Consider the following 17,916-nt stretch of genomic DNA (forward strand, 5'->3'; position numbering starts at 1 on the left):
CCCTCGGGGGGGGATCCGCGCGGCCTTCGCGCCGGCCGCCGGTCACGGCGGCACCAGGGGGTGGCGCGCCCCTCGTCAGCGGCTGTGCAGCGCGCCGCGGAGGACGGTGACGGCCTGGTTGATGGCCGCGTCGGCGCCGTGGGTCTCGCGCAGGGCGTTGAGCATGACGAAGTCGTGGATGACGCCCTGGTAGCGGACGGCGGTGACGGGGACTCCGGCCTGGCGGAGCTTGCCCGCGTAGGCTTCGCCCTCGTCCCGCAGGACGTCGGCCTCGGCGGTGACGACCAGGGCCGGGGGGAGGCCGGTGAGCTGTTCGGTGGTGGCGCGCAGCGGGGAGGCGGTGATCTCGGCGCGCTGCGTCTCGTCCGTCGTGTACTGGTCCCAGAACCACTGCATGCCGTCGCGGCGCAGGAAGTACCCGGTGGCGAACTGGTGGTAGGAGCCGGTGTCGAAAGCGGCGTCGGTGACGGGGTAGAACAGGACCTGGTGGACCAGTGGGACGTCACCGCGTTCCTTGGCCATGAGGGTCAGTGCGGCGGCCATGTTGCCGCCGACCGAGTCGCCGGCCACCGCCAGCCGTGCGCCGTCCAGGCCCTTGGTGGCGCCCTGCTGGACGATCCACCGGGCGACGGCGTAGTTCTGCTCGATGGCGACGGGGTAGCGGGCCTCGGGCGAGAGGTCGTACTCGGGGAACACGACGGCTGCTCCGGCGCCGACGGCGAGTTCCCGCACGAGGCGGTCGTGGGTGTGGGCGTTGCCGAAGACCCAGCCGGCGCCGTGGATGTAGAGGATCACGGGCAGGGGGCCCTCGGTCCCGGCGGGCCTGACGACGCGGGCGCGCACGCTGCCCGTCGGGCCGCCGGAAACGGTGATCCACTCCTCGTCGACGACGGGCTTGTCGATCTCGCCGGACTGCACCTCGTCGACGGCCTTGCGGCCCTCGGCCGGCGGCAGGTCGAACAGGTAGGGCGGGTTGGCGGTGGCCTCGGCGAAGGCGGCGGCCGCGGGCTCCAGCACCGGCTCGACCGGCTCAAAGGTGTGGGACATCTGCACTCCTGGGATTCATGTTCGTGCCAGTGGTTCCGGCGCGGCGGCCGTCGGCGGAGGGGGGATCCGCCGGGCCGTCCACAGCCACGTTAGGAGCGGGGGACGGCGGTCCTTGCACACCTGCGCACCGGCTCTGACCCCAGCGTGCACGGCGGGCCGCCCAGTGCGCTGACGGGCAAGTTCCCGTGCGCCGATCAGAAACGGGGCCAGGACCGTCCGGCGTAGCGTGACCGGCGAAGCAGCCGCGGCACGCCCTTCGTGCACCTCGCCGATGTCCCCTCCGGCTCGAGCGCGCGGCCCTGACGCAGATCCCATGCTGTACGCCCCGCAGGAGGTTGTCGAAAGGTGTCCACGATGCCGGTCGGCGGGCTGATTCCCCGCGCCACCGACGACGCGGCGGACCTGATTGTCCGCAACGCCAAGATTTATACCGGTGATCCCCGCCTCCCGCAGGCCGAGGCGATCGCCGTCCGCGACGGCGTCATCACCACGGTCGGCGGTGACAAGGACGTGGCCGACCAGGTCGGTCCCGCCACGCGCGTGGTCGACGCGCTCGGCCGCAGGATGATCCCCGGCCTCAACGACGCGCATCTGCACGTGATCCGCGGCGGCCTCAACTACGTACTGGAGCTGCGCTGGGACGGCGTCCGCAGCCTGCGCCAGGCCCTGGCCATGCTGCGGGAGCAGGCGGCCCGCACGCCCAAGGGCCAGTGGGTGCGGGTGGTCGGCGGCTGGTCGGCCGAGCAGTTCGCCGAGCGGCGGCTGCCCAACGTCGCCGAACTGAACGCCGCCGCACCGGACACCCCGGTGTTCGTGCTGCACCTGTACCAGTCCGCGATCCTCAACCGCGCGGCGCTCAAGGCGGCGGGCTACGGCAAGGACACCCCCGACCCGCGCGGCGGTCAGATCATGCGGGGACGTGACGGCGAACCCACGGGCATGCTGCTGGCGGCCCCGAGCGCCCTGATCCTCTACTCGACCCTGGCCAAGGCGCCGGTGCTGGACGAGGAGCACCGGAAGACGTCCACCCGTCACTTCCTGCGGGAGCTGAACCGGTTCGGGCTCACCTCGGCGATCGACGCGGCGGGCGGCTTCCAGAACTTCCCCGACAACTACGAGACGGTCACGGAACTGGCCAGGGAGGGCGAGCTGTCCCTGCGCATCGCCTACCACCTGTTCCCGCAGACCGCGGGCCAGGAGATCGACGACCTCACCCGCTGGATCGGCATGGTCCGCCCCGAGGACGGAGACTCATGGCTGCGCCTCAACGGCGCCGGCGAGAACCTCACCTGGGCGGCGGCGGACTTCGAGAACTTCGCCGAGCCGCGCCCCGAACACACGCCCGACTACGAGGTGGAGTTCGAGAAGGCGGTACGCCTCCTCATGGAGAACGGCTGGGGCTTCCGCCTGCACGCCACCTATGACGAGACCATCCGCCGCGACCTGGCCGTGTTCGAGAAACTCGCCGCGGAGGGACTCTTCCCCGGCGGGAACCGATGGCTGTTCGACCACGCGGAGACCGTGTCCGCCGACAGCCTCGACCGCATCGTCGCCCTCGGCGGGGCCATGTCGGTGCAGAACCGGCTGTCCTTCCAGGGCGAGGCGTTCGTACGCCGCTACGGGATCGGAGCCGCCGCCGACGCCCCGCCCATCCGGGCGATGCTGGGCCGGGGCCTGACCGTGGGCGCCGGCACCGACGCCACCCGGGTCTCCTCGTACAACCCGTGGATCGCGCTGCACTGGCTGGTCACCGGCCGTACGGTCGGCGACCTGACCCTCCACCCGCCGCACAACCGGGTCGACCGGGAAACAGCACTGGGGATGTTCACCGCGGCCGGTGCCGCGCTCACCGGTGAGCAGGACCTCAAGGGCGTCCTGCGCCCGGGCTTCCTCGCGGACCTCACCGTGCTGTCGGAGGACTACTTCACGGTTCCCGACCCGGAGATCGCGCACATCGAGGCCCTGCTGACGGTCGTCGGCGGCCGGATCGTCTACGCCGCCGGCGAGTACGAGGGCATCGACGAGCTGCTGCCTCCGGTGACCCCGGAGTGGAGCCCGGTGGCACACTTCGGCGGCTACCAGGCGAACCCGGTGCAGGGCAGGTCGGGAGTCCGCCAGGCCGAGCTCCTCGGCGAGGCCGCCGCCGAGTCGGAACAGCACCGCCGGTGGCGCGCCCGCCGGGGCCTCGTTCCCGAGACCGCCGGCCCGGTCTTCGATCCCTGCTTCTCCCTCTGAGCCAGGCACACCACCACCCGGCCCCAACACCTTCTCTCCCGGTCGCGGACGACCGTCCGCGACCGACAACCCTCGATGGAAAGGCATTCTCATGGTCAACATCTCCGAGGTCACCGCTGCCCCCGGCCCCGACCTGCTGACGCCCGACAACTGCGCGGTGCTGTTCGTGGACCACCAGCCGCAGATGTTCTTCGGCACCGGCAGCGGCGACCGCACCGCGATCATCAACGCGACGGTGGGCCTCGCGAAGGCCGCCAAGGTCTTCGACGTTCCCACGGTCCTGAGCACCGTGGCCGCCGAGTCCTTCTCCGGTCCGCTCATGCCGCAGCTCGCGGACGTCTTCCCCGGCCAAAAGATCATCGACCGCACCACGATGAACGCCTGGGAGGACGAGGCCTTCGTCGAGGCCGTCAAGGCGACCGGCCGCGAGAAGCTGGTCATCGCCGGCCTGTGGACCGAGGTCTGCGTCGTCCTGCCCGCGCTGTCCGCGCTCGCCCAGGGCTACGAGGTCTACGTCGTCACCGACGCGTCCGGCGGTGTCAGCCCCCAGGCCCACGAGCACGCCGTCCAGCGGATGGTCCAGGCCGGTGTGGTGCCGGTGACCTGGGTGCAGGTGCTCCTCGAGCTCCAGCGCGACTGGGCGCGTACGGAGACGTACCTGCCGGTCATGGACGTCGTGAAGGAGAACTCCGGCACCTACGGTCTCGGCGTCGTCTACGCCCAGGCCTTCATCGGCGAGCACGCCGCCGGCTGACCGGCTCCTCACGATCGACGACGGACGTCAGGAACAGGCAGACGAACGCGATGGACAACGGATTGTTGGTGCTCCGGCTGGTGGTGGGACTCCTCGTCGCCGGGCACGGAGTGCAGAAGGTCAGTTTCCGGCTGGGGGGTGACGGGCTGGCCGGCGGGGCGGAGGAGTTCCGCCGTGACGGCTTCCGCGGTGGGAGACTGACCGCCGTCGCCGCCGGGGCCGGCCAGATCGGTTCCGGCCTGTTCCTGGCGGCCGGCCTGCTCACTCCGCTGGCGGCGACGGCCGCCATGGGAGTGATGACGGTGGCCGGCACCGTCAAGTGGCACAAGGGGCTCTGGGTCCAGAACGACGGCTACGAGTACCCGCTGGTCCTCGTCGCCGTCGCCGCTGCCCTCGCCCTCACCGGACCGGGCCGTTGGTCGCTCGACCACGTCCTCGGGACGGTGCCCTGGCCGCTGTGGGTCTCGCTCGCGGCGGTCGTTCTCGGCCCGGCCAGTGGACTGGTCACCCGCACGGTGCTGCGGCGCCCCGCCGCCGGTGACACGACGAAAGGAAGGACGCGGCATGCGCACGCTGCTGACTGACGCCGCCCGGACCCTCGTCCCGCCGAAGGACGACCGGCACGGGCCGCTGCCGCCGCTGATGCTGGTGCTCACGGTGGTGACGGGCCTCATCGATGCCGTGAGCTACCTGGCGCTCGGGCGGGTCTTCGTCGCCAACATGACCGGCAACGTGGTCTTCCTGGGCTTCGCCCTGGCGGGCGCGCCCGGTCTGTCCGCGCCCGCGTCCCTCGTGTCGATGGTGTCGTTCCTCGTCGGGGCACTGGCGGGAGGACGGTTCGGCACCCGGTTCGCGGCACACCGCGGCCGGCTGCTGGCCACGGCGACCGCCGTCCAGGCCCTGCTCGTCACCGGGACGGTGATCGCGGTGGCGGTCGCGCACGGCGAGGTGACCGGCCCGGTGCGCTACCTCCTGATCGTGCTGCTCGGCATCGCGATGGGGATCCAGAACGCGGTGGCGCGACGTCTCGGGGTCCCGGACCTGACCACGACGGTGCTGACGCTGACCCTGACGGGACTGGCCGCGGACTCGTCCCCGGCCGGCGGGGCGGCTCCCCGGCCCGGCCGGCGCGTCCTCTCCGTCCTCGCCATGTTCCTCGGGGCCCTCGCGGGCGCCCTGCTCCTGGGACACGCCGAGCTGCTGTTCGTTCTGGGTCTGTCGCTGCTGCTGCTGGTGGTGACGTCGGCGGCCGCCCACCGCCTGTCGGCCTCCGACCCCGCCTGGATCAGGCCGGGTTCGTGAGACCGGACGCAGGCGGCCGGCGGCGCCCGGGCGGACGGCTCAGCGCGTGCCGGTCCAGGTGTGCTCGGCCCAGTCGGCGAAGCGGGTCCACGCGATCTCCGGGTGCGCCTCGTGCAGCGCGGGGATGTCGACGCGGTAGCCGGGGCCGTTGAGGAACGTCCACATCGCGTGCATGTCGGGATTGCCGATCGCCGCCAGTGGGGCTTGCGCGTGGCGGACTTCCCGTCCCAGCGCCCTGCTCAGCGACGCCGCCATCTGCGCCGGAGTGGGAGCGTCGCCGGCCAGCTCGATGCGCTGCCCGATGTAGTCGGCGGGGTCGAGCATCACTTCCGCCGCGAACGCTCCGAGGTCGGCGCGGGCGAGCTGCTGCAACGGCCGGTCGGGGGGCAGCGGCAGGTCGAGGAAGCCGCCGAGGACGCGGTCGCGTCCGCCCAGCGCGTTGTCGAAGAAGTACGTCGGCCCGAGGATCGTGTACGGCACGTCGCCGGAGGCCAGGTCGGCCTCGATGCGGGCCTTGCTCTCGAAGTGGGGCACTCCGCTGTCCTGGTCGGCTCCCGCCACGGAGCTGAACACGAGGTGCGGGACGCGCTCCCGCGTGGCGGCGGACAGGATCGCCCGCCCCTGGCCCACTTCCGCCTCCAGCCCCGCCTCGAAGGGGGTGGTGAACGCGAAGACGCTCGCCACCCCCCTCATGGCCGTGGCGAGGGAGCCGTCGTCGCTCAGCGAGCCCGCCACCACCTCCGCTCCCCGGTCCGCCAGTTCGCGCGCGTCTTTGCGGTCGGGGTCACGGACCAGCACCCGGATCCGGGCGCGGCGTCGCAGCAGCGCCTCCGTCACGGCTCTGCCCTGGCCGCCGGTGGCCGCGAGTACCAGTACGGGTGCGTCGGACATCGAAGTCTCCTCTTCTCCAGTGGTGCATTGATCATCACAGGCCCACAGCGTGCTGTGGGCCTGTGATGCGGCGTCACTTCTTCAGGAAGGTGAGCAGCGCGGCGTTGACCTCCTCCGCGTGGGTCCACAGCAGCCCGTGCGGGGCGCCCTCGACCTCGACGTAGTCGGCGGACGGGAGGGCCTTGCGGAAGAGCCTCGCGGTTCCCTCGACCGGCAGGATCCTGTCGGCCGTGCCGTGCAGGATGAGGGCCGGTACGTCGATGGCGGGGATGTCGGCCCTGAAGTCCGTGGGCCAGGTCGACGGCGCGGCGGCGGCGGCGAAGAAGCCGCCGCCCGCGGCGACGTTCCAGCTCTTGCGGACGGCCTCCTCACTGATCCTGGTGCCCAGGTTCTCGTCCAGGTTGTAGAAGTCCTCGTAGAAGGCGGTGTAGTACGCGTAGCGGTCCGCCTTCACGGCCGCCGCCACGCCGTCGAAGAACTCCCGCGGGGCGACCCCGTCGGGGTTGTCCTCGCTCTTGAGCAGGCAGGGTTCCAGCGAGGCGAGGAAGGCGGCCTTGGCCACCCGGGCGGAGCCGTGGGCCGAGAGGTACCGGGCGACCTCACCGGTGCCCATGGAGAACCCGACCAGGACGGCGTCGTGCAGGTCGAGGGTCTCCATGACGGTGTTCAGGTCGGCCGCGAAGGTGTCGTAGTCGTACCCGGTCGTCGGCCGGCTGGACCTGCCGAAACCGCGGCGGTCGTAGGTGATCACGCGGTGGCCGGCGTCGAGCAGGGCGGCGGTCTGCCGCTCCCAGGAGCCGCCGTCCAGCGGGAAGCCGTGGATGAGGACGACGGGCTGTCCGGATCCGTGGTCCTCGTAGTAGAGGTCGATGGTGGTGGAGTTCTCCTGGCCCACGGTGATGTACGGCAAGGTCTTTTCCTTCGTCTCGAACGGTCGGTGCCGCACCACGCTAGGACGCGATGTTCCGCCCTGTTTGTCCACGAACGTACCGCTCCTTGCCCGCACGTGCCCGAGGTCGAGCCGGGCGCGGGCGGCGGAAGTTTCTGCCTGCGGTTCTGCCTGGGATCACCGGCCGTCCGCTGCTTGGCTGTTCTCGCGGGCGGCAACCGGACCTCGCCGAAGACACGGCGGTCCGTTCCGTTTCCGTCCCACGCAGCCTTCGGACATTCCCCTGAGCGGAGAGCAACTTGAGCCTGGTGCTGACGACCGCTTCCGTACCCGACCAGGACAAGGTCGCGTACTGGAACGAGGTGGTGAGCAGGACGCTGGTACCGATGACGGTCGCCCCGCGCGACGACGGTCCCTTCGACGGCCGGATCACCGCCCACCGCCTCGCGTATCTCCAGGTGTCCACCCTGGAGGCCGACGCGGAACGCGTCAGCCGCACTCCGGCGCTGATCTCCCGGTCCTCCGAGGCGCTGATGGCGGTCGGGGTCCAGATATCCGGCACGGCCACCTTCGTCCAGGACGGCCGGCGGACTCAGGTGCACGAGGGAGACCTCGTCGTGTACGACACGACACGGCCCTACTCCTTCGACTATCCGGGGCGTTTCGCCGCGCACGTCTTCCAACTGCCGCGCCGCGCGCTGGGCGTGTCGGACGCCGACATCCGCCGGGTGACGGGGGATGCCATCGGCACGGGGGACGGCTTCGGCGCGATGCTGCTCCCCTTCCTGGCCACCCTCGCCTCCTCGGCCGACAGCTACCCCGCGGGCGTCGCCAACCGGCTGGCCGGCAACGTCGTGGACCTGTTCGCCACTCTGATCGCCGAGCGGGCCCACCCCGGCGGCGACGCCCCGGACACCGCGCGCAGCCACCTGCTGCTCCGGGTCCGCGAGCACATCGACCGGAACCTGGGCGACCCGGGTCTGTCGCCGGAGAGCATCGCCCGGACGTTCCGGATCTCGGTCCGGTATCTGCACCGGCTGTTCGAGGGCGAGCACGTCACCGTGGCCCGGCTCATCCAGCGACGGCGTCTTGAGGAGTGCAGCCGGGAACTGGCCCGCCGTGCCGGGACGGCGCCCACTGTCTCCTCGGTGGCCCAGCGGTGGGGTTTCGTCAGTCCCGCCCACTTCAGCCGTGCCTTCCGCGCCGCCTACGGCGTCTCCCCCCGTGAGTGGCGGAGCCTGCGCACCGCCCAGGACCGGGGCGGGCGGCTCCCGGCCGATCCGTCCGTGCGGTCGTCGGCGGTGACCGAGAGGTACCCGGTGTCCCGCACCGCCGTCCCGCTCCGTACCGCCCTGCCTTCCCGGCTGGAGACGGTGTGAGCGAGTTTGTCCCCGAGCCCGGCCCCCGTACGGTCCTGAACGAGTCCACGCGAGCGTTCGTGGACAGGTACTCCTGCCCGCGGTCGGCGCACGCCCCGGACCCGCGACAGGCCAGGCTGGAGCTGGCCCGCCTCCAGGTGGGGAGCGGCGCCGGCCCTCTCGACGAGGAAGCCACCTCCGCACAGTGGTTCACCCTGCCGGGCGGGCCGACCGGTCACGTACGGGTGCAGGTGGTCAGGCCCGCCGACAGCGCCGGCAGGATCCCTGTCGTGCTCTTCCTGCACGGGCTGGGCTGGGTCCTGGGCGATGCCGGCACGCACGAGCGCCTGGTGCGCGCGTTCGCCCTCGGCGCGGACGCGGCCGTCGTCTTCGTCGAGTACCAGCGTGCCCCGGAGGCGCGGTACCCGGTCGCCGTCGAGCAGTGCTACGCGGCGGCGAGATGGATCTGCGAGCGAGGAGGGGAGATCGGTCTGGACGGCAGCCGGATGGCCGCCGTGGGCGACTCGGCCGGCGGCAACCTGGTCGCGGCGCTCACCTTGCTCGCCAAGGAGCGCGGCGGCGTGCGGCTGCTGCACCAGGTGCTGCTCTGCCCGGTCACCGACGCCGACTTCGACACCCCTTCGTACCGTGAGTTCGCCGAGGGGTATTTCGTCGGCCGCGAGGCCATGCGCTGGTTCTGGGACCAGTACCTGCCCGATGTGCGGCAGCGGAGCACGGCCACCGCGTCACCGCTGCGGGCGACGGTGGAGCAGCTCACCGGGCTCCCCCCGGCGCTGGTGGTGACCAGCGAGGCCGACGTGGTGCGCGACGAGGGCGAGGCCTATGCCGCGAAGCTCCGCGCGGCCGGCGTCGCCGTGGTCTCCATGCGGTACCACGGGACCATCCACGACTTCATGGTGCTCGACCCGCTGTGCGACACGGCTGCCGCCCGGGCGGCGCTCGTCCAGGCCCTGGACACCGTCCACGTCGCGCTCCACCGGCATCCCCGGTGACCCTCGCCCGCGGCCCGCGCCGCCTCCCCGCCGGGGGGGCGTTCCTCACTCGGCCGGGAGCGAGTCCAGGAGCTTCTGCGCCTTCGTCAGGACCACGCCGTCGGCCGCGTCGCCGAGGTCGAGGGCCTGACGGAAGCAGGACCGGGCTTCCGCGCCCGCTCCCAGCTCGCTCAGGGCCTCGCCCAGGCCCACGAGCGCGCCCCCCTCCATGTGGGGCATGCCGAGGCGGCGGAACTGGGCCACGGCATCGCGGTGGTGGCCGGCGGCCTCGGTCCACCGTTCGAGGGCGATGTGGTCGAGACCGAGTGCGTAGGTCGTGTGCGCGCGGGTCATGTCGGCGACGTGTGCGCTGACCGGGCGGTCCGGCGCGTCGAGAAAGGCGATGATGCGCCTGTGCTGGACCTGCGCCTCGTCGGCGCTGCCGAGGAAGCGCAGGGAGGAACCGTAGGTGACCATGGCCCCCAGCCAGCCCTCGCAGTCGTCGGCCTCCTCGTACAGGTCGACGGCGGCCCGGGCCTTGTCGACGGCCGCCTGTGCCTCACCGAGTTTGCGGTGCGCGACCGCCGCGTGCGACAGGGCCGAGGCCTGCTGGGGGACGTTGCCGGCCAGGCGGGCGCACCGCAGGCCTTCGTCGGCCCGTTCGACGGCCTCCCGGTATCTGTGGTCGCACTCGATCAGGGCCCAGGAGTGCATGTTGAGGTGGAAGGCCCGCAGGCCGGGGTCGTCGAGCGCGGCAGCGGCCCGACTGGAGAGGTCGTAGACCTCGGACCAGTGCCCCCAGAAGACCCACAGGTCGCAGAACCACTCCATGGCGTCCGCGGTCTCGACGACCCGTGTGTGCTCCCCCTTGTCTGCGGCGCTGAGCAGTGCCGCGCGCCAGGCGGGGGCCTCGCTCTGCAGCCAGGACCGGGCCTGCTCCGCGTCGTCCAGGGCGACCAGGCCCCGCCAGGAGGGCGGCGGCGCCCCGTACCGGGGCTTGTACCAGCGGCCGGCGATCACGGCCGTGTCCAGCAGCCAGGCACGCAGTCGGTCCTCTGCCGCTTCCCGCGGGCCCGGTTCCTCCTCCTGGGAGAGCCGCGCGCGGGCGAACAGCCGCAGCAGGTCGTGCAGTTGGTAACGGCCGGTGAAGGCGGCCTGCAGGAGTCCGGCCTCGACCAGTTCCTCCATGACGTCCTCGGCCTCGAAGACCCCGGTCCCGGTCAGCGCGGCGCCGTACGCGGCGGTCATGTCCGGCCCCGGGACCAGGCTCAGCAGCCGCAGCATCCGTGCGGCCTGGCCGCTCAGCTCCCGGTAGGACAGCTCGAACGCCGCCTCCACCCGCACATCGCCCGCGGCCAGGGCGCCCAGACGGCGCTCCTCGTCGGCCAGGCGCCGGACCAGGTGGTCGACACGCCATCCGGACCGCACCGTCAGCCAGTTCCCCGCCACGCGCAGGGCCAGCGGCAGACGTCCGCACAGTTCCGCCACCCGGGCGACCGCTTCCGGTTCCGCGTCCGCCCGGTCCGTGCCCAGGATGCGGCGCAGCAGTTCGACCGCCTCGTCCTGCGCCAGCTCCGACAGCGTCAGCCGGTCGACGTCCTCCAGGCCCGTCAACGGCCTCCGGCTGGTGACCAGCACCAGGCTCCGCGCGCCCGCGGGCAGCAACGGACGTACCTGGCGCTCGTCGCGCGCGTTGTCCAGCACCACCAGGCACCGTCGCTCGCCCAGCAGCGCCCTCAGCAGCCCCGCGCGCCCGGCCGCGTCCTCCTGCGCCAGCCGGCGGTCCGTCACCCCCAGGGCCTTCAGCAGCTTCAGCAGCGGTTCGGCCGTGTCCACGGGGCCGTCGACTCCGTGCAGGTCCACGACGAAGCACCCGTCGGGGAACATCTCCGCCAGATCCGCCGCCGCCTTCAGCGCCAGCGTCGTCTTCCCGCACCCCGGGGGGCCCGAGACGACCGAGACCCGCATGCCCCCGCCGGCGTCCGCCGCTTCCGCCGCTTCCCGCAGGCGGGCGAGTTCGGGGCCGCGCCCCGTGAAGTCGCCCACCGACCGCGGCGGCACCGCGGTCCCGGCGACCGCCGCGGCACGCGTCGGACGCCCGGACCGTGCGGCGGCGAGCAGCGCCTCCCGTTCCGGCTCCGCGAGTTTCAGCCCCTCCGCCAGCGCCACGACCGTACGGCGCTGCGGTACCCGGCTGCGTCCCCGCTCCATGTCGCCGATGGCACGGACGCTGACACCCGACGCGTCGGCCAGCTCCTCCATGGTCAAGCGACCCTGCTGCCGCAGACCACGCAAAACGGCCCCGAACGGCTTCTGCCCTGACATGTACTCCCCTGTTCTCCCCGCACCGAAGAGTATCCGCCTCCTTCACGGTCACCGGTCATTCACATCGACTTGTCGACTTTCCGGGCGTCGGGGCGGTGCTCGGTGATCCAGCGGGCGGCGAGGAGTCCGGAGGCCGCGGTGAGGACGGCGGCGGCGAGGACGGTGGCGTTGAGGCCCAGCGCGTCGGCGAGGATGCCGGCCAGCAGGGCGCCGGCCGCGTAGCCGATGTCCCGCCAGAACCGGTAGGTCCCGAGCGCGTTGGCCCGCCAGGCCGGGTGGGCGTGGTCGGAGATGGACGCGATGAGCGCCGGGTAGACCATGGCCGTGCCCAGGCCGAGGGCGACGGCGGACAGGATCCCGGCGAGCAGCGGCCGGTCCAGCAGGACGAGGGCGAGCGCGAAGCCCGCGGCCTGGACGAGCATGCCGTGGACGATGAGCGGCTTGCGGCCGATGCGGTCGGCGAGATGGCCGGTGGGTATCTGGCCCAGGCCCCAGAGGATCGGGTAGAGGCCCTTGATCAGGCCGACAGCGGCCAGGCCGAGGCCGTGGTCGGTGAACAGCAGGGGGAAGACGCCCCAGGTGAGACCGTCGTTGAGGTTGTTGATCAGTCCGGCCTGGCTGGCGCCGCGCAGGGAGCGGTCGCGCCACGAGGTCCGTGTGAAGGTGGCCTTCAGGCCGGTGTCCTCGCCGGTGGGCACCGGCACGCCGTGACGGGCGAGTTCGAGGGCGACGTGGGCGGCGGTGTCACGGACCACCAGGGCCAGGGCGAGGCCGGCGGCGACGAAGACGGCGCCGATGAGTTCGGGGACGGGGCGCAGACCGTAATGGGTGGCAAGGTAACCGGTGAGCAGGGCGGTGACGCCGACCGCGGTGTATCCGGCGGCCTCGTTCAGGCCGGTGGCCAGACCGCGGCGGGAGGGGCCGACGAGGTCGATCTTCATGTTGACGGTCATCGACCAGGTCAGGCCCTGATTCAGGCCGAGCAGCACGTTGGCGGCGACGATCCAGCCCCAGGAAGGTGCCCAGGCGAGCGCGAAGGGGACGGGGACGCCGAGCAGCCAGCCCGCCACCAGCAACTGCTTGCGGCGGAACCGGGAGGTGAGCGCTCCGGCCGCGAGGTTGGTCAGGGCCTTGGCGAGGCCGAAGGCGATGATGAAGGAGAAGACGGCCAGGTCGCTCGTCAGGCCGAACGACTCGGAGCCGATGAGCGGGACGGTGGTGCGTTCCAGGCCGACCAGGCCGCCGACGCAGACGTTGACGACGACCAGCAGCGTGAACTGCGGCCAGTTCTCCCGCAGACCGAGCCGCACCGGCCGTCCGACGGCACCGGTCGCCGTGGCGGCGGCAGGGGTGGGGTTCACGCGGTGCCCTCCGTGCCCCGCACGAGCCGCAGCCCTCGCGCGGCGGCGTAGTCGTCGGGCCCGCCGCGGAGGACGGCGACGTCGGTGCGGCCGGCGCGTTCCAGGAGGCTGGCGGCGGTCATGGCGCGCTCGCCGTGTCCGCAGGCCACGACCGCGCCGGGTGGAGCGTCGGCGGCAGCGGCGGCGAGTCCGCCGAGTTCCAGGTGCCGGGCGCCCGGGACGTGGCCGGCGGCGAACTCCGCCTCCTGCCTCACGTCGAGGTAGGGGCGGCCCGCGGCACGGTCGGCGGTGAGGAACGCGGTGGCGGCCTGGGGGTTGCCGTCGGCGCGCCAGGCGTCCATGCCGCCGTCGAGACGGCCTGCGAGGCGCTCGTACCCGATCTTGTAGGCCTGCCAGACGATCTCGCTCGGGTCCTGGTCCTCACCCGTGACGAAGGCCACGGGGGCGGTGTCGGGCAGGAGCCAGCCGAGCCACGTGGCGAACTGGTCGCGCAGCGGGATGGACAGGGAGCCGGGGATGTGACCGGCGGCGTAGTCGGCCGCCGGCCGGACGTCGACGACGTGGCCGCCGTCGGCGATCAGGCCCCGGACCCGCCGCGGGGGCAGGGCGGGCAGCACCGGGTCCCGGGTCAGCACCGCGGGTCCGCGCCTGTTGAGCTCGCCGAGGCGGTCGAAGTAGGCGGGGTGGCTGCCGAGGCCGGCCGTCAGACGGGAGACGAAGGTGTCCTCGTCGGGCACGGCCAGCAGCGGGTTGGCCCGCTTCTGGGCGCGGATGGTGGTGGTCCGCTCGGTACCGGGAGGGGCGGTGCAGAAGGAACCGGCACCGTGGGTGGGCCACACCGCGGTGGTGTCGGGCAGTTCGGCCAGCCGGCGCAGGGACCGGTACTGGGCCCGGGCGAGTTCCTCGGCGCGGCCGGCGCCGAGGAGGTCGGTGCGGGCGGCGGAGTTCACGATCAGCGATCCGCCGGTGAACACCCCCAGCTCCTGGCCGCCGTCCAGCAGCAGGAACGACAGGTGCTCGTCCGTGTGCCCGGGGGTGGCGAGCGCCCGCAGCGTCAGCCCGCCCAGGTCGACGTCGTCGCCGTCCACCAGGCCCCGGTGCGGGAAGGCGCGCCGTCCGGCCGCGGAGGCGAGGATCACCGCTCCGGTGTCGTGGCCGAGCTGGACGGCGCCGGAGAGGAAGTCGGCGTGCAGATGCGTGTCCGCGGCGAACGCGACGCGCAGTCCGCGCCGCAGCGCCGCAGCGTTCAGGGCGCGCAGGTCCCGGCCGGCGTCCACGGCCAGGGCGCGCCCGTCGCCGAGATCGAGCAGGTAGGCGCTGTTGCCCAGCCCCTCGTCGACGAGCGGGATGAGGTGATCGTCCGCGAAGCCCACGACGGCCTCCAGGATCTCGGGAGTGAAGGGGTGGGTCACAGCCCCCGACTCCTCTACACTAATCCATGGATTTATGGAGGATGCCTTGTCGGAGAGCACGAAGAGCGGGACGAAGGCGCGGCTGTACGACGCGTTCGCGGCCAGCGGCAAGGCCCTGGCCAGCGGAAAGCGTCTGGAGCTGCTTGATCTGCTGGCCCAGGGCGAGCGCACCGTCGACGCGCTCGCGAAGGCGGCCGGGCTGAATCTGACCACCGCGTCGGCGCATCTGCAGACCCTCAAGCGGGCCGGCTTCGTCGCCACCCGCCGTGACGGCGTGCGCATCCACTACCGGCTCGCCGGCGAGGACGTCGCCCGGCTCTTCGCGCTGCTGCGCAAGGTCGCCGAGAGTCACCAGGACGCGGTCCCGACCGCCCGCGACGCCTACCTCGGGGAGGACGCCGGCACGGAAGTCACCCGCGAGGAGCTGCGCCGTCGCGTGGAGGCCGGCGACGTCGTCGTCCTCGACGTGCGGCCGGTGGAGGAGTACGAGGCCGGACACATCCCCGGAGCGATCTCCATCCCGGTCGAGGAGCTCGCCGAGCGCATCGACGAGCTGTCCGAGGGCGTGGAGATCGTCGTCTACTGCCGCGGCGCGTACTGCGTTCTGGCCTACGACGCCGTGCGGCTGCTGACCGACCGCGGGCGGCGGGCGGTCCGTCTCAACGACGGCATGCTGGAGTGGCGCCTGTCGGAACTGCCCGTCGACGCCTCGGACGTGACGTGACGGGCCCGGCCGGCGCTCTGCCGCCACCCCCGGGGCCGGCCGGCGGACCGGTCACCACCATCGGCCCGCGCACGGCCGGTACGACGGGGTCGTACCCGCCCGGGCGCGGCATCGGCGACGGCACGTCCTGCCTCTCCACCGGCCGTGAAGACGCCGACGACCTGATCGCCGACCCCTCCCGGGCCGCCGACGCCGACTGACTCATCACCCGCGCGCACCGGCCGACGTCCGGCCGAGCCGTGCCCGGACCCGTACGCCACCACGCCCTGTCCCCCTGCTCCGGAAGGCACCATGACCAGCACCGCACCGGCCGGCACGACGGCCCGCATATCCGACCCCGAGCAGGCACAGCGCCGCATCCTGCGCGTCCTGGTCGCCTCCCAGGTCCTCAGCGGAGCGGGGCTCGCGGCGGGCGTCACCGTCGGCGCCCTCCTCGCCCAGGACATGCTCGGCACCACCAGCCTCGCCGGGCTGCCCAGTGCCCTGTTCACCGCCGGGTCCGCGCTCGCCGCCGTCGCGGTCGGCCGCATCTCCCAGAGCCGCGGCCGCCGCCCCGGTCTCGCGGCCGGCTACCTCACCGGCGCCGTCGGCTCGGCCGGCGTCATCGTCGCCGCCGTCCTGGACAACCCCGTTCTGCTGTTCGTCGCCCTGTTCGTCTACGGCGCGGGCACCGCCACCAACCTCCAGGCCCGCTACGCCGGAGCCGACCTCGCCGCACCCGGCCACCGCGCGCGGGCCGTCTCCACCGTCCTGGTCGCCACCACCCTCGGCGGCGTCGCCGGCCCCAACCTCGCCGCCCCCACCGGCACCTTCGCCGAACACCTCGGCATCCCCGACCTCGCCGGGCCCTTCATCCTCTCCGGTGCCGCCTACGCCCTGGCCGCACTCGTCCTCGCCCTGTGGCTGCGCCCCGACCCGCTGCTCCTGGCCCGTACCCTCGCGCGGGCCGAGGAAGCCGCCGCCACCGGCCCGGCCGCCGAGAGCGTCGACACGGGCGAGGGCCGCGGCGGCGTCGTGCTCGGTGCGCTGGTCATGGTCCTCACCCAGCTCGTGATGGTCGCCGTCATGACGATGACGCCGGTCCACATGCACGACCACGGCCACGGCACCGCCGCCTCCGGCCTCGTCATCGCGATCCACATCGGCGCCATGTATCTGCCCTCCCCGCTCACGGGCTGGCTCGTCGACCGCCACGGCCGCATGAAGGTGGCCGCCGCATCCGGCATCACCCTGCTCGCCGCCGGCGTCCTCGCGGCCGCGGCTCCCGGCGACTCCGTCGCCCTTCTCGCGCTCGCCCTCGCGCTGCTGGGACTGGGCTGGAACTTCGGCCTCGTCTCCGGTACGGCGATCATCACCGACACCGTCCCGCTGGCCACCCGCGCCAAGACCCAGGGCACGGTCGACGTCTCCATCGCCCTCGCCGGCGCCACCGGCGGCATGGCCTCCGGCATCATGGTCGCCGCCACCAGCTACCCCGTCCTCGCCCTCACCGGCGGCGTGCTCTCCCTCGCCCTGCTGCCCGCCGTCGCCGCCACCGCCCACCGCCGATGAAGCCGACGGCCTCCGAGACTCACGCCCCCGGCATCACCGTCGACGGCACCGGCCTGCTCTGCGTCACCCTCCTGCTGCGCCTGCGCGACGAGATCGGCGGTGCCGCCCCGGGCACCGTCGTCCACGTCGTCGCCACCGACCCGGCCGCCCCGCTCGACCTGCCCGCCTGGTGCCACATGACCGGCCACCACTTCCTGGGCCCCGTGGCGGGCGCCGCGGACGCGCCCGTGTACGCACTGCGGATCGCCGCCGACGCCCGCCCCACCCGGGCCGGGGCACCCTGGCACGCGGTGGACCCCGAACACTGACCAAGTCTCGGCGAAGAGAAAGGAGTTCTCCGGCACCACCGACCCCGTGAACCCGGAGTTCCTCACGTCCCGGCGCCCGGCCCGCAGGCCGGGGCCCTCCCGCGGCGGGCAACGCGTACAGTGTTCGACGGGCGCGGTGAGATCACGAGGAGTCTGAGTTGACCGCGGTCAGCCTTGAGCACGCCACCGTCCCCGCCGACACCGGCGAGGTGACCCTTCTGATAGCCCGCCGGGTGGACCCCGGCCACGAAGCGTCCTTCGAGCGGTGGGCGAAGGGCATCCTCGAAACCGCGGCGACCTTCCCGGGTCACCTCGGATACGGGCTCTTCCGTTCCTCCGGCGGCGACGCCCCGTGGTTCCTCGTCCACCGCTTCCGGGACGCGGAGGCCTGCCGGGCCTGGCAGGAGTCGCCCGAGCGCGCGGCCTGGTTCGCCCACTGCGACGGACACCACCACACCGAGATCGCCCGGCGGAAGCTGACGGGCATGGAGACCTGGTTCGCCAAGCCGGGCTCCACCCGGCCCGCGCCGCCCCGGTGGAAGATGGCGATCAGCGCGACCGTGGCGATCTACCCCATCTCCGTCCTCGGCGGCATCTTCCTGGTGCCCCGCCTGACCGCGCTCCCCCTCCTGCTCAGCAGCGCGGTCGTGGCCTGCGTCTTCAACGTGCTCATGACGTACGTGTCGATGCCCGCCGTGAGCAGGCTCCTGCGCCGCTGGCTCACCTCGTAGAGGGCCCGCCGGTGACGAGGACCGGTTCCGGGCAGG

17 protein-coding genes are annotated in these 17,916 nt (G+C 72.9%); 11 read left to right on the forward strand and 6 right to left on the reverse strand.

Annotated features, from left to right (window positions below; all coding sequences use genetic code 11):
• Positions 1-75 precede the first annotated feature (75 nt).
• Complete coding sequence (locus ACH499_RS06220) at positions 76-1,047, reverse strand: alpha/beta hydrolase (RefSeq protein WP_356204807.1); 972 nt, start codon at positions 1,045-1,047, stop codon at positions 76-78.
• A 354-nt stretch (positions 1,048-1,401) separates the two neighbouring features.
• On the opposite strand from ACH499_RS06220, the gene ACH499_RS06225 reads away from it, so the two are divergent.
• The 4 genes from ACH499_RS06225 (at position 1,402) to ACH499_RS06240 (ending at position 5,338) form a co-directional block, all read left to right on the forward strand.
• Positions 1,402-3,282: an amidohydrolase gene (locus ACH499_RS06225; protein WP_399014320.1), complete on the forward strand. Its 1,881-nt coding sequence runs from the start codon at positions 1,402-1,404 to the stop codon at positions 3,280-3,282.
• A gap of 91 nt (positions 3,283-3,373) precedes the next feature.
• Positions 3,374-4,036, forward strand: a complete 663-nt coding sequence (locus ACH499_RS06230) for a hydrolase (protein WP_399014070.1) — start codon at positions 3,374-3,376, stop codon at positions 4,034-4,036.
• Between the two features lie 50 nt (positions 4,037-4,086).
• The gene (locus tag ACH499_RS06235; protein WP_356204811.1) at positions 4,087-4,620 is read left to right on the forward strand and encodes a DoxX family protein; all 534 of its coding nucleotides are present in this window, start codon (positions 4,087-4,089) and stop codon (positions 4,618-4,620) included.
• Entirely contained in the window at positions 4,601-5,338 is a 738-nt protein-coding gene (locus tag ACH499_RS06240) for a YoaK family protein (protein WP_399014071.1), read from the forward strand. Before ACH499_RS06235 ends, ACH499_RS06240 begins: the two co-directional genes overlap by 20 nt.
• Positions 5,339-5,377: 39 nt before the next feature.
• Here ACH499_RS06240 and ACH499_RS06245 read toward each other — a convergent pair whose 3' ends face one another.
• Both ACH499_RS06245 and ACH499_RS06250 read right to left on the reverse strand, forming a co-directional pair.
• Positions 5,378-6,229, reverse strand: coding sequence for an NmrA/HSCARG family protein (locus ACH499_RS06245; protein ID WP_399014072.1), 852 nt, complete (start codon positions 6,227-6,229; stop codon positions 5,378-5,380).
• A 73-nt stretch (positions 6,230-6,302) separates the two neighbouring features.
• Complete coding sequence (locus tag ACH499_RS06250; RefSeq protein WP_356204908.1) at positions 6,303-7,139, reverse strand: alpha/beta hydrolase; 837 nt, start codon at positions 7,137-7,139, stop codon at positions 6,303-6,305.
• A gap of 278 nt (positions 7,140-7,417) precedes the next feature.
• Between ACH499_RS06250 and ACH499_RS06255 the strand changes: the two genes are divergently transcribed.
• Together ACH499_RS06255 and ACH499_RS06260 are read left to right on the forward strand one after the other, a co-directional pair.
• The gene (locus ACH499_RS06255; RefSeq protein ID WP_399014073.1) at positions 7,418-8,497 is read left to right on the forward strand and encodes a helix-turn-helix domain-containing protein; all 1,080 of its coding nucleotides are present in this window, start codon (positions 7,418-7,420) and stop codon (positions 8,495-8,497) included.
• Positions 8,494-9,489 (forward strand): alpha/beta hydrolase, encoded by a 996-nt coding sequence (locus tag ACH499_RS06260; RefSeq protein ID WP_399014075.1) that lies wholly within the window; start codon positions 8,494-8,496, stop codon positions 9,487-9,489. Before ACH499_RS06255 ends, ACH499_RS06260 begins: the two co-directional genes overlap by 4 nt.
• Positions 9,490-9,534: 45 nt before the next feature.
• Here the strand turns inward: ACH499_RS06260 and ACH499_RS06265 are convergent, their stop codons facing one another.
• The 3 genes from ACH499_RS06265 to ACH499_RS06275 are packed head-to-tail and all read right to left on the reverse strand — an operon-like array spanning position 9,535 to position 14,566.
• Positions 9,535-11,793, reverse strand: coding sequence for an ATP-binding protein (locus tag ACH499_RS06265; RefSeq protein ID WP_399014076.1), 2,259 nt, complete (start codon positions 11,791-11,793; stop codon positions 9,535-9,537).
• A 59-nt stretch (positions 11,794-11,852) separates the two neighbouring features.
• On the reverse strand, positions 11,853-13,154 hold the full coding sequence (locus ACH499_RS06270) for an MFS transporter (protein ID WP_399014077.1): 1,302 nt from the start codon (positions 13,152-13,154) through the stop codon (positions 11,853-11,855).
• Positions 13,151-14,566, reverse strand: a complete 1,416-nt coding sequence (locus ACH499_RS06275) for a rhodanese-like domain-containing protein (RefSeq protein WP_399014078.1) — start codon at positions 14,564-14,566, stop codon at positions 13,151-13,153. The genes ACH499_RS06270 and ACH499_RS06275 overlap by 4 nt, the downstream gene beginning before the upstream one ends.
• Positions 14,567-14,612: 46 nt before the next feature.
• Between ACH499_RS06275 and ACH499_RS06280 the strand changes: the two genes are divergently transcribed.
• The 5 genes from ACH499_RS06280 (at position 14,613) to ACH499_RS06300 (ending at position 17,880) form a co-directional block, all read left to right on the forward strand.
• Complete coding sequence (locus ACH499_RS06280) at positions 14,613-15,290, forward strand: ArsR/SmtB family transcription factor (protein ID WP_399014079.1); 678 nt, start codon at positions 14,613-14,615, stop codon at positions 15,288-15,290.
• On the forward strand, positions 15,287-15,490 hold the full coding sequence (locus ACH499_RS06285) for a hypothetical protein (protein ID WP_399014080.1): 204 nt from the start codon (positions 15,287-15,289) through the stop codon (positions 15,488-15,490). Before ACH499_RS06280 ends, ACH499_RS06285 begins: the two co-directional genes overlap by 4 nt.
• A 91-nt stretch (positions 15,491-15,581) precedes the next feature.
• The gene (locus tag ACH499_RS06290; RefSeq protein ID WP_399014081.1) at positions 15,582-16,841 is read left to right on the forward strand and encodes an MFS transporter; all 1,260 of its coding nucleotides are present in this window, start codon (positions 15,582-15,584) and stop codon (positions 16,839-16,841) included.
• Positions 16,838-17,149 carry a sulfurtransferase TusA family protein gene (locus tag ACH499_RS06295; protein ID WP_399014082.1) on the forward strand — a complete coding sequence of 104 codons (312 nt, stop codon included), beginning with the start codon at positions 16,838-16,840 and terminating at the stop codon, positions 17,147-17,149. Before ACH499_RS06290 ends, ACH499_RS06295 begins: the two co-directional genes overlap by 4 nt.
• 158 nt (positions 17,150-17,307) lie before the next feature.
• Entirely contained in the window at positions 17,308-17,880 is a 573-nt protein-coding gene (locus tag ACH499_RS06300) for an antibiotic biosynthesis monooxygenase (RefSeq protein ID WP_356204831.1), read from the forward strand.
• Positions 17,881-17,916 lie beyond the last annotated feature (36 nt).

Source organism: Streptomyces sp. NPDC018947 (genome assembly GCF_044390505.1).
GTDB lineage: Bacteria > Actinomycetota > Actinomycetes > Streptomycetales > Streptomycetaceae > Streptomyces.